The organism is Streptomyces sp. NPDC093065 (assembly GCF_044754585.1).
Classification (GTDB): domain Bacteria; phylum Actinomycetota; class Actinomycetes; order Streptomycetales; family Streptomycetaceae; genus Streptomyces.
On record NZ_JBIVPJ010000002.1, the window covers coordinates 630,911 to 641,248 of the forward strand.

The 10,338-nt window shown below is 70.7% G+C and carries 12 protein-coding genes; 7 read left to right on the plus strand and 5 right to left on the minus strand.

The genetic code is table 11. From position 1 onward, the window contains the following. The first annotated feature begins 31 nt into the window (after window positions 1-31). Both ACIQFU_RS05810 and ppgK read left to right on the plus strand, forming a co-directional pair. The gene (locus ACIQFU_RS05810) at window positions 32-1,048 is read left to right on the plus strand and encodes a 4-hydroxy-3-methylbut-2-enyl diphosphate reductase (protein ID WP_402549220.1); all 1,017 of its coding nucleotides are present in this window, start codon (window positions 32-34) and stop codon (window positions 1,046-1,048) included. A 53-nt stretch (window positions 1,049-1,101) separates the two neighbouring features. After that, window positions 1,102-1,842 carry a polyphosphate--glucose phosphotransferase gene (ppgK, locus tag ACIQFU_RS05815; protein WP_402549221.1) on the plus strand — a complete coding sequence of 247 codons (741 nt, stop codon included), beginning with the start codon at window positions 1,102-1,104 and terminating at the stop codon, window positions 1,840-1,842. Window positions 1,843-1,852: 10 nt separating this feature from the next. Here ppgK and ACIQFU_RS05820 read toward each other — a convergent pair whose 3' ends face one another. Further along, the gene (locus ACIQFU_RS05820) at window positions 1,853-2,455 is read right to left on the minus strand and encodes a DUF6542 domain-containing protein (protein WP_402549222.1); all 603 of its coding nucleotides are present in this window, start codon (window positions 2,453-2,455) and stop codon (window positions 1,853-1,855) included. A 194-nt stretch (window positions 2,456-2,649) separates the two neighbouring features. On the opposite strand from ACIQFU_RS05820, the gene ychF reads away from it, so the two are divergent. The 3 genes from ychF (at window position 2,650) to ACIQFU_RS05835 (ending at window position 4,470) form a co-directional block, all read left to right on the plus strand. After that, a complete protein-coding gene (ychF, locus tag ACIQFU_RS05825; RefSeq protein ID WP_402549223.1) occupies window positions 2,650-3,738 on the plus strand; it encodes a redox-regulated ATPase YchF in 1,089 nt (362 codons plus the stop codon). A gap of 196 nt (window positions 3,739-3,934) precedes the next feature. Beyond that, the gene (locus ACIQFU_RS05830; protein WP_402549224.1) at window positions 3,935-4,219 is read left to right on the plus strand and encodes a type II toxin-antitoxin system Phd/YefM family antitoxin; all 285 of its coding nucleotides are present in this window, start codon (window positions 3,935-3,937) and stop codon (window positions 4,217-4,219) included. Then, window positions 4,216-4,470, plus strand: a complete 255-nt coding sequence (locus tag ACIQFU_RS05835; RefSeq protein WP_402549225.1) for a Txe/YoeB family addiction module toxin — start codon at window positions 4,216-4,218, stop codon at window positions 4,468-4,470. The genes ACIQFU_RS05830 and ACIQFU_RS05835 overlap by 4 nt, the downstream gene beginning before the upstream one ends. A gap of 406 nt (window positions 4,471-4,876) precedes the next feature. Here the strand turns inward: ACIQFU_RS05835 and ACIQFU_RS05840 are convergent, their stop codons facing one another. Both ACIQFU_RS05840 and ACIQFU_RS05845 read right to left on the minus strand, forming a co-directional pair. Then, window positions 4,877-5,602 carry a hypothetical protein gene (locus ACIQFU_RS05840; RefSeq protein WP_402549226.1) on the minus strand — a complete coding sequence of 242 codons (726 nt, stop codon included), beginning with the start codon at window positions 5,600-5,602 and terminating at the stop codon, window positions 4,877-4,879. After that, entirely contained in the window at window positions 5,584-6,888 is a 1,305-nt protein-coding gene (locus tag ACIQFU_RS05845; protein WP_402549228.1) for a M14 family zinc carboxypeptidase, read from the minus strand. The genes ACIQFU_RS05840 and ACIQFU_RS05845 overlap by 19 nt, the downstream gene beginning before the upstream one ends. Window positions 6,889-7,157: 269 nt before the next feature. Between ACIQFU_RS05845 and ACIQFU_RS05850 the strand changes: the two genes are divergently transcribed. Beyond that, window positions 7,158-8,429 carry a HesA/MoeB/ThiF family protein gene (locus ACIQFU_RS05850; protein ID WP_402549229.1) on the plus strand — a complete coding sequence of 424 codons (1,272 nt, stop codon included), beginning with the start codon at window positions 7,158-7,160 and terminating at the stop codon, window positions 8,427-8,429. Continuing rightward, window positions 8,426-9,730 (plus strand): hypothetical protein, encoded by a 1,305-nt coding sequence (locus ACIQFU_RS05855; protein ID WP_402549230.1) that lies wholly within the window; start codon window positions 8,426-8,428, stop codon window positions 9,728-9,730. The genes ACIQFU_RS05850 and ACIQFU_RS05855 overlap by 4 nt, the downstream gene beginning before the upstream one ends. A gap of 51 nt (window positions 9,731-9,781) precedes the next feature. Here the strand turns inward: ACIQFU_RS05855 and ACIQFU_RS05860 are convergent, their stop codons facing one another. Both ACIQFU_RS05860 and ACIQFU_RS05865 read right to left on the minus strand, forming a co-directional pair. Further along, window positions 9,782-9,949 (minus strand): DUF664 domain-containing protein, encoded by a 168-nt coding sequence (locus ACIQFU_RS05860; protein ID WP_402549231.1) that lies wholly within the window; start codon window positions 9,947-9,949, stop codon window positions 9,782-9,784. Between the two features lie 50 nt (window positions 9,950-9,999). After that, the coding region (locus ACIQFU_RS05865; protein WP_402549233.1) for a 2-oxo acid dehydrogenase subunit E2 at window positions 10,000-10,338 on the minus strand (339 nt) is incomplete at its 5' end.

Here is a 10,338-nt window from a genome sequence, read left to right on the forward strand (position 1 = left end):
CGATCTTTGACCCGCCGAACGCGGCCTTACGATGGGTGCCATGACTGCTTCGCCTGGCCGCCGTGTCCTGCTCGCCGCCCCCCGTGGCTACTGCGCGGGTGTGGACCGCGCCGTGATCGCCGTCGAGAAAGCCCTGGAGCAGTACGGGGCTCCGGTGTACGTCCGGCACGAAATCGTCCACAACAAGTACGTCGTCCAGACCCTGGAGAAGAAGGGCGCGATCTTCGTCGAGCGGACGGAGGAGGTCCCCGAGGGGAACATCGTGATGTTCTCCGCGCACGGCGTGGCCCCCGTCGTCCACGAGGAGGCCGAGCGCGGGAAGCTCGCCACCATCGACGCCACCTGCCCGCTCGTCACCAAGGTCCACAAGGAAGCCGTCCGCTTCGCCAACGACGACTACGACATCCTGCTGATCGGCCACGAGGGCCACGAGGAGGTCATCGGCACCTCCGGCGAGGCACCCGAACACATCCAGCTCGTCGACGGACCCGAGGACGCCGCCAAGGTGGAGGTCCGTGATCCGTCGAAGGTGGTCTGGCTCTCCCAGACCACCCTCTCCGTCGACGAGACCATGGAGACCGTCGACGCGCTCAAGGACAAGTTCCCGCAGCTGATCTCCCCGCCGAGCGACGACATCTGCTACGCCACGCAGAACCGTCAGCTCGCGGTCAAGCAGATGGGCGCCGAGGCCGAGCTGGTGATCGTCGTCGGCTCCCGCAACTCCTCCAACTCCAAGCGCCTCGTCGAGGTCGCCAAGCAGGCCGGGTCCCGCGCGGCGTACCTGGTCGACTTCGCCGACGAGATCGACGAGTCCTGGCTGGAGGGCGTCACCACGGTCGGCGTCACCTCCGGCGCCTCCGTCCCGGACGTCCTGGTCGAGCAGGTCCTGGAGTGGCTCTCGCGGCGCGGCTTCGAGGACGTGGAGATCGTCAAGGCCGCCGAGGAGTCGATCACCTTCTCGCTGCCCAAGGAGCTGCGCCGCGATCTGCGCGAGGAGGCGGCGTCCCTGGTGGCGGAGCGGGGCGGCTCGGGCACGGCGGGAGCCTGACCGGCCGGGCCACCGCCCGGGTGATCGTCAGTCGTCCGTCGTAACGTAGGGCCATGCAGATCTTCGGCGTGGACATCGGCGGATCCGGGATCAAGGGCGCCCCTGTGGACCTCGACAGGGGCGACCTGGCCCAGGAGCGCTGCAAGGTGCTGACCCCGCACCCGGCGACCCCCGACGGCGTGGCCGACGGGGTCAAGCAGGTCGTGGAGCACTTCGGCTGGACCGGCCAGGTCGGCCTCACCTTCCCGGGCGTCGTGACGGGCGGAGCCACCGTGCGCACCGCGGCCAACGTCGACAAGAGCTGGGTCGACACCGACGCCCGCGCCCTGTTCAGCGAGCGGCTGGGCGGACTCGACGTGACGGTCGTCAACGACGCGGACGCGGCGGGCGTCGCCGAGATGCACTTCGGGGCCGGCCGCGGCCGCAAGGGCACGGTCGTCCTGCTCACCTTCGGCACCGGCATCGGCAGCGCGGTGTTCACCGGCGGGGTCCTCGTCCCCAACACCGAGCTGGGCCACCTGGAGCTGGACGGTCACGACGCGGAGAAGCGCGCCTCCAGCAAGGTCAAGGAGGAGCACGACATGTCGTGGGAGCACTGGGCCCGCCGGGTCCAGAAGTACCTCGCGCACGTCGAGATGCTGTTCTCGCCCGAGCTGTTCGTCATCGGCGGCGGGGTCAGCCGGAAGTCCCACAAGTTCCTGCCGCACATCGAGGGCATCCAGGCGGAGATCGTCCCCGCTCAGCTGCAGAACAACGCCGGCATCGTGGGCGCGGCGATGCGCGCGGCCGGCTGAGCGGGACCGGTCACACCGTGGGCCGGTTCCGTGCGGCGGCCCGTCGCCGCACCAGCCGGATCCGGCGGACGATCACGGCCGACCCGGCGATCAGCGTCCCGCCGTACAGCCACCCCGCCTCGGTGGCCAGCGCGGTCACCAGCCCCATCAGCCGCCCGCCGAGACCCTCTCCGCTCTCGGCCACGGGCACCAGCCCCACGGCGAAGGCGATCGGCACGACCACGGGGGCGGTCAGCAGGTCGCCCCGGCGCACCCACAGCGCGGTGAGCAGGCTCACCGGCACGAACAGCACCCCGTACACGGTCAGGGACGCGCCGAACAGCAACTCGTCGAGGAAGCCCAGCAGCGTCATCACGGCCGCGCAGAACAGCCCGCTGCCCAGCCCCGTCAATCGCGGATTGGGCATCGCGCGCACGACACGCACCGCCCGGGCCACCGGCGAACCCGGCGGTCCGGGAGCCGGCCGCACCGGTGCCGGTCGCTGCCGCACCGGCCGCCCGACCCGCCCCACCGGCGGCCGTGCGGCAGCGGCACCGCCCCGCCCCTGTGCGGGCAGCGGCGCCCCGTTTCGTCGCGGTCCGTACTGCGCAGGTCGCGTGCTGTATTGCTCCACTGGACCAACTTAGGTCGGTTTATGTGCCGAATAGCCCGACAGACACGCCGTCGGGTGCGCCTTGGCCAAGCGTTCGACTCCGAGCGGGCCCGGCACGGCACACCCCGTAGACTGGTGGATCGGCCCTGCCTGGCCTACCCCATCCCGCCCCACTCCACCCACCCCTCCGCATCTCACGTACGGGAAGTCGCAACGTGTCGCTCACGATCGGAATCGTCGGCCTGCCGAATGTCGGCAAGTCGACCCTGTTCAACGCCCTGACCAAGAACGACGTGCTCGCGGCCAACTACCCGTTCGCCACGATCGAGCCCAACGTCGGCGTCGTGGGCGTCCCCGACCCCCGCCTGACGAAGCTGGCCGAGATCTTCTCCTCCGACAAGATCCTCCCGGCCACCGTCGACTTCGTCGACATCGCGGGCATCGTGCGCGGCGCGAGCGAGGGCGAGGGCCTGGGCAACAAGTTCCTGGCCAACATCCGCGAGTCCGACGCGATCTGCCAGGTCATCCGGGCCTTCAAGGACGAGAACGTCGTGCACGTCGACGGCAAGGTCTCGCCCAAGGACGACATCGAGACGATCAACACCGAGCTGATCCTCGCCGACCTCCAGACCATCGAGAAGGTCCTCCCGCGCCTCCAGAAGGAGTCGCGCATCAAGAAGGACGTCGCGCCCAAGGTCAAGGCGGTCGAGGAGGCCAAGGAGATCCTGGAGAAGGGCGACACCCTCTTCGCCCACGGCATCGTCCAGGGCACCGAGCGCAACGAACTGCTCCACGACCTCCACCTCCTCACGACGAAGCCCTTCCTCTACGTCTTCAACGTCGACGAGGACGAGCTGACCGACGACGACTTCAAGGACGAGCAGCGCGCCCTGGTCGCCCCCGCCGAGGCGATCTTCCTCAACGCCAAGCTGGAGGCCGACCTCGCCGAGCTGGACGAGGACGAGGCACTGGAGCTCCTCCAGTCCGTCGGCCAGGACGAGCCCGGCCTCGCCACCCTCGCCCACGTCGGCTTCCGCACCCTGGGCCTCCAGACCTACCTGACAGCCGGCCCCAAGGAATCCCGCGCCTGGACCATCAAGAAGGGCGCCACCGCCCCCGAGGCCGCCGGTGTCATCCACACCGACTTCCAGAAGGGCTTCATCAAGGCCGAGGTCATCTCCTTCGACGACCTGGTCGAGACGGGCTCGGTCGCGGAGGCCCGCGCCAAGGGCAAGGCGCGCATGGAGGGCAAGGACTATGTGATGCAGGACGGGGACGTGGTGGAGTTCCGCTTCAACGTGTGAGCGTCGCGTTACTGCAAGCTAGGCACTTGGTCAAGTTTGCAGGTGGCAAGGGGTCGGCTTCCCGGGTAGTCGGCCCCTCGTCGTCTCCCGTGCTGCGATGGTGCTTGGATTCCTGACCTTTCATCGGGTATCCGCCCTGTCCGGGAGTGGTGAAAGTGGTACGTTATTCGGTACCACGATCGGGAAGGGGCAGGTCATGTCCATAACTGCGAGTGAAGCCCGCAAGGCGCTCTTTCCGCTGATCAAGAAGGTCAACGACAATCACGAGGCCATCGAGATCGTCTCCAAGCACGGCAACGCGGTGCTCGTCTCGGCCGAGGACTATGCGGCGCTGCGTGAAGGCTCGTACCTCCTGCGCTCTCCGGCGAACGCTCGCCGCTTGCTCAAGGCATACGAGAATGCCCTGGCCGACATCAACGTGTCCGAGCGGGATCTGATCGACCCCGACTCGCCGGATGCGGCACGTGAGGGTGCCACGTGAGGCTCGTCTTCGAGGATCAGGGCTGGGAGGATTACACGTCCTGGCTCAAGAACGACCGGAAGATACTCGTTCGGATCAACAAGCTCATCGGGGACGTCAAGCGTGACCCCTTCACGGGGATCGGCAAGCCCGAGCCGCTGAAGTACCACTTGCCCGGGGCATGGTCGCGGCGGATCGACGATGAGCACCGCCTCGTCTACCTGGTCACGGACAAGGAAATCGTCATTCTCGCGGCTCGTTATCACTACTGAACTTGATTGGGCGATGTCGGACACGTTCGCCTGACGGCGGCCGGTCTGCTCCGGTAGCCCTGGGCCGTGAGATACGCACAGGGTCGCGGGTTGACCGACGGCGTTCGATGCCGGAGATCAAGCCGGAGCCGCGGTGCTCGTCGAGGCTGGGAAGCGCCGGGCCGTTCGGGCCCGCAACCGCGCCCAAGTCACCCGTCTACGGACCGCACCGGCTCGATCCCAGGTGGGATGACCACAACCGGCTTGATCATGGACGACTGGCCGACATCACACATTCAAGCTCAGTACTGACGTCCGGGACGTCACAGCCAGGGAGTTTATGTCGCCCATGGCTTGCTACGGTCGGGCGTGGAATCTTGAGTGTGCTGGGGCACCCGGCGGAGAGCCAATCCGCCGGGTGCCGCCGTCAGCCGGAACCAAACTTGGCCTCGACCTGGGTGACCAGGTCGCGGCACTTTGTGGTGTTCTTGAAAAGCGGCGCGAGATAGTTGTTCGAGCAGGTGCTCTCGATGGCCTCGGTCAGGTGCTCGAGAGCGATGCCGGTCACCTTGTGCACCCGCTTGGTCTCCTTGTCCCAGTCGTAGTTCGCATCGTCGACCTTGTCCAGTCTGATTTGGTTGAAGACCAGTTGCAGCACGAGCCGGTTCCCGTGCGCGGCCACCGCGAACTCCCTGTCGACGAGATTTCTCCGGCGATCGGTCAAGTCTGCCTCGACCGCACGCATCACTTGAACGCAACGCCACACTCGATGCGCGCTGGTCCCGCTGTTGAACAGGTTTGTGTACGGTGCTCGTTCGGTGTCTTCGGACAGCCGGCCAACCGCGCTCTTCGCCAGGACTGTGTAATACGGATTGTTGTGGGCGCAGGCAAGGGCGACGATTGCGTCTTCGACTGTGCACCCGTCACTCAGGCCGTCGAGCCGATCGCCCGCGAGGCCCTGGCGCGGATCCTGCCCGACGACCGGCTGCCCGCGGCCCCCGCAGTGGGCGCACACCCTGGTCGGCCACGGTTTCGCCAACCAGCAGCACGCCGCCGCGTTCCTGTGGTGGGCCAAGGACCGGGCCCGGCGCGGCGCGGTAACCGGGCAGGCTTCGCCTCGACTGCTCCAGCGCTTCAGCGTCTCAGCGCGCACTCCGCCGCCGCCACCGCCGTGCGGGTCTGGAGCTCCACCTGGGCGGGTACGGGGACCGGACGCAGGTGCAGTGACGTCTCGAAGTCCGTGCACCAGGTGGTGAAGAGTTCGGTCAGCTCGTGGTGGAGGGCGATGGCGGCCGGGTCGTCGGCCGCGTCCAGGAGCCGCAGCAGGAGGCCCGCCGCCCGCAGCGGCTGGCGGCGGGCGACGACCTCCAGGGCGCTGATCCCGGCCATGGTCAGTGCCGGGGAGTCCTCGGCGCGGGGCGCCGACTCCGCCTGCCGGGTCAGGGGCTGCCAGGAGTCGGCAACCAGGTCGTACAGGTCGTCGGCCATCCACTCCAGTACACGTCCGGGCGGGCTGTCCGGTGCGGGCGGCAGGAAGTCGCGGGCCTTGTCGAAGACGGCGGTGACCTGTCGTCCGCCCTCCCGGACCAGGCCGGACAGCCGGTGCAGGGCCCCGGCGGGGTCCGGGTGCGGGGCCGGGTCGTCGGCCGTGCCGGTAGACCACAGGGGCACCTCGACGATCGCCGTGACGCCGCCGTACCGCTGGGGTGCGCACCAGGTGGACCGGCCGATGTTCTCGGACCCGGCCGCCAGGCGGGCGGTGCTGTCCGGCGGCGGCAGGACGTGAATGCCGGGGGCCGGGTTCTCCCAGTACAGGGCGTCGTACGTGCCGTGCTGGACCGGCACGCCCAGCTCCGAGGCGGACGCCGCGAAGGGGGTGGCGAGGCCGGGGAGGTCGTTGGTGAGCTGGACCCAGGTGCCGCCCGCGTCGACGTTGTGCAGGGAGCACTGCAGTACGGGGCGGAGCGCGTCGATCGTGTCGAACAGGGCGCTGCTCTCCGGGAGCCGCCGTCCGAGGATCGGCGCCCACTCCGGTTGTTCCGCCGCGACCGGGCGGAAGGCGGCGCGGTAGTAGCGGGCCAGAGTGGGGTCGGGGCCGGCCGTTGCCGCCTCGATGCCCTCGCTCAGAGCGGCGCCGTCCGGGTCGAGGCACAGGACGATGTCCCAGGTGACGGCGTCGGGGTCGGTTGCCGGGGACCGCCGGTCGCCGGCCGCCACCCACTCCGCCAGCGCCAGTGCCGTCGCGCCGCCCACCGGCTCGTCCGGGTGCGGCCGGGCCACCACCAGGACGTGGCGGGGCCCGTGGCCCACGGACAGCAGCTCGATCGGCCGGCCGGCCCGGGACGTGCCGATCCGGCGCAGGCGGCCGGTCCCGGGGAACCGGGAGACCAGCCGTCGCGCCGACTCGGTGACTTCCGCGACCGTGGGGTAGCGGTGCATCGGGCGGGTCCGGTCAGGAGCCGCCGTTGCCACCGCTGTCGCCGGTGGTCTCCTTCTTGTCCAGCGGACGGATCTCGATCTTGTTCGCCATGCCGTCTCCTTCCGTGGTGACCGTGGTGACCGTGGTGCCGTGGTGCCGACATGCACGGAGCCGTGGTGCTTGTGGCGTACGTGGCGCGTCGTGCCCTTGTCAGCGTTCGCCCACCCGGCCACTGTTGTCAATGTCCGTTGTGATCCGCGTAGTCGGGGATGGCGAGGTTGGCGCGAAGATGACGGTGCACGCGATGCGACGGCCCCGGATCAAACCGGAGCACCGCGCCTACCGGACCGTGGACGGCCACGTGCGGATCGGCAGTGTCGTCCACGGCATCGGAGCCGAGGTGCGGGACGCCGACGGCTGGGTCTGGACACTCGTCCAGGTCATGGACGGGACGCGCAGCGCCACGGACGTCGTCGCCGAGGTGGCCGCACGCCACCCGGAACTGCGGTTGCCGGGCCCGGTTATCGCCCAGGCCATGACGGACCTGACCGACGCCGGGTACGTCGAGGACGCCGGCGCCGAGCCGCCCGCGGAACTGTCCGAGCGGGAACGGGAGCGGTACAGCAGGGGCATGACGCTGCTGCGGTGGATGGACCTCAGACCCAGGAGCAGCGCCTGGGAGCCGCAACTGCTGCTGCGCCGGGCCAGGGTCCTGCTGGTCGGTGTCGGCGGCACCGGCTCGGCCGCCGCGCGGGACCTGGTGGCCTCCGGCGTGGGGCGGCTGCACTGCGTCGAACCGGACGTGGTCGAACTGTCCAACCTCAACCGGCAGACGCTCTTTCGCGAGGACGACCTCGGCAGGCCCAAGCTCGACGCGGCGCTCACCGCCCTGCGCGCGCTCAACCCGAACACCGAGGTCACCGGCGAGCGGCGCGAGGTGCACGGCCCGGCGGACCTCGAAGACCTGCTGACCGGTCCCGACCACCGCGGCAGTCCCGACGGTGTCGCCAGTCCCGACGCCGACAGCCCCCACGGCTCCCGCAACCCCCACGGCGCCCCCCGTGCGCCCCGCTACGACGCCCTGCTCCTCGCCGCCGACCGCCCCGCCGCGATCCGCAGGTGGGCCAACCGCGTCTGCCTGACCACGGGGACGCCGTGGGCCGAAGCGGGCTACCGCGGGCCGCTGGTCAGCGTGGGCGTCTTCACACCGGGCCGGGGTGCGTGCTGGCAGTGCCTGCGCGACGCCGAGGTCGAACGCCGTGACCTGCGGCTCGGCCCCGGCCAGGACGAGGACGTGGCCTCGCCCCGCATGCCGTGGAATCCGGCCAACGCCGTGACCGCGGGCCTGTCCGGCGGGCTGCTGGCCCACGCCGCCCTGATGCTGCTGTGCGGTGTCCCGCCCGTCGAACCCGGATGCCGGTTCGGCCTCAACCTCATGATGCCGGGCGACCCGGTCGTGCAACGCTCGCAGCGGCGCCCCGACTGCCCGGCCTGCCGCCCGGCGGAGAACGCCCGGGCACCGCACCCGCGTTCCGGTCCCGGGGACAGGAGTCCCTCGTGACCGACACCGCCGCCGACGACTCGCCCAGGATCGGACCGACGACCCGGGTCGTCCTGCACGACCTGGCGGTACGACGCGACCGCGACGAGTGGATCGTGGGCCGCATGGTCACCCGGAACTTCGTCGCCCTGCCGGCCGCCGGGGCCCGCGCGGTGGAACTCCTGGGCGAGGGGCTGAGTGTGGCGTGCACGGAGGAGAGGCTGCGGGCCGAGACCGGGGAAGAGTTCGACATCGCGGACTTCGTCGGGGACCTGACCGCGCTGGGCTTCGTCGCACGGATCGGCGACCGTCCGGTCCCGGACGCCGCACCCCCGCGGGCGTCCCTGCCGTGGCTGCGCCCCCACCACGTCCGGCTCGCCCTGCACCCTGCGCTGCCGCTGCTCGTCGGGGTACTGCTGACGGCCGCCGTCGCCGTCCTGGTGCGCCGCCCGGACCTGCTTCCCGGCTACCGCGACCTGCTGTGGAGCCGCCACGGCAGCGTGGTCCTGCTGAGCGGGGCCGCGGCCGGGTGGGCGCTGCTGCTGGCCCACGAACTGGCGCACCTGGTCACCGCCCGGGCGGCGGGCGTGCCGGGGAGGATGCGGCTGGGCACCCGGCTGCAGTTCCTCGTCATGCAGACCGACATCAGCGGCATCGAACTCGCCCCCCGCCGGCACCGGCTGACGGCCTACCTGGCCGGTATCGCCCTCAACCTGTCCGTCGCGTCGTCCCTCGTACTGGCCCTCGCCGTGACGGGGACTGGGACGGCCGCTCACCGCCTGCTGGCCGCGGCCCTGCTCCTGGCCCTGCTGCCACTGCCCTTCCAGTGCATGGTCTTCACCCGCACCGACCTGTACTTCGTCCTCCAGGACCTCACCGGCTGCAGGGACCTGTACGGGGACGGCCTGGCGTACGCCCGGTACCGGTTCCGGCGGGCGGCACTGGCGGTACGGCCGGTGCGCCGTGGCCCTCGAACGCGGGCCAAGGGGGCCACGAGGGCAACGGCGGCCACAGGAACCCCAGACGCCGCGCGGGACGACCCGAGCACCCGGCTGCCCCCGCACGAGCGGCGAGCCGTCCGGATCTACAGCGTCGTCCTCGTGGCCGGCACTGCGGCCTGCCTGTCGTTCATGGCGGCGGTCACCCTGCCCGTCGACATCACTCTCCTCGCCCGCGCCGTACGGGGACTGGGACCGGAACACGGCCCGGCCGGCAACGCCGACGCGGTGGCGGTGCTGGTGGTCCTGGGCGGGGTCAACGTCCTGTGGCTGGTGACCTGGTGGCGCAACCGCCGCTCACGCCGGGCCGTGAACGCGACCTGACGGGGTCACGTCCTCCTGGCGCAGGCCCCCGACCCCGCCGCGCAGTCGCGGTCAGCGCCCCGTCGTGCCGTCGATCGGCTCGCGAAGGACGTAGGCGTGGCCGGCGTGACGGCCGGTCTCCTCGATCATGTGGGTGAGGGCCCAGCGGGCGCCGGGCGCGGGACGGGGGAGTGGGACGTCGAGGCGTGGGAGGAGCGCACCCGGGCCGGCCACGGCCATCGACGGCTGAGCGCGCCCTGCGCCGCCATGCCGTCCGGCCCTCGCCTTCGCTACGCCCAGCTGATCAACCGCTTGGGCTGTTCCAGGACCGCCGCCACGTCGGCGAGGACCTTGGAGCCGAGCTCGCCGTCGACCAGGCGGTGGTCGAAGCTCAGGGCGAGGGTGGTCACCTGACGCGGTTTCACCTTGCCCTTGTGGACCCAGGGCTGGAGCTTGATCGCACCGACCGCGAGGATCGCGGACTCGCCGGGGTTGAGGATCGGCGTGCCGGTGTCGACGCCGAAGACGCCGACATTGGTGATGGTCACCGTGCCGCCCTGCATGGCGGCCGGGGAGGTCTTGCCCTCCCGGGCCGTGGAGACCAGCTCGCCCAGGGAGCCCGCCAGCTG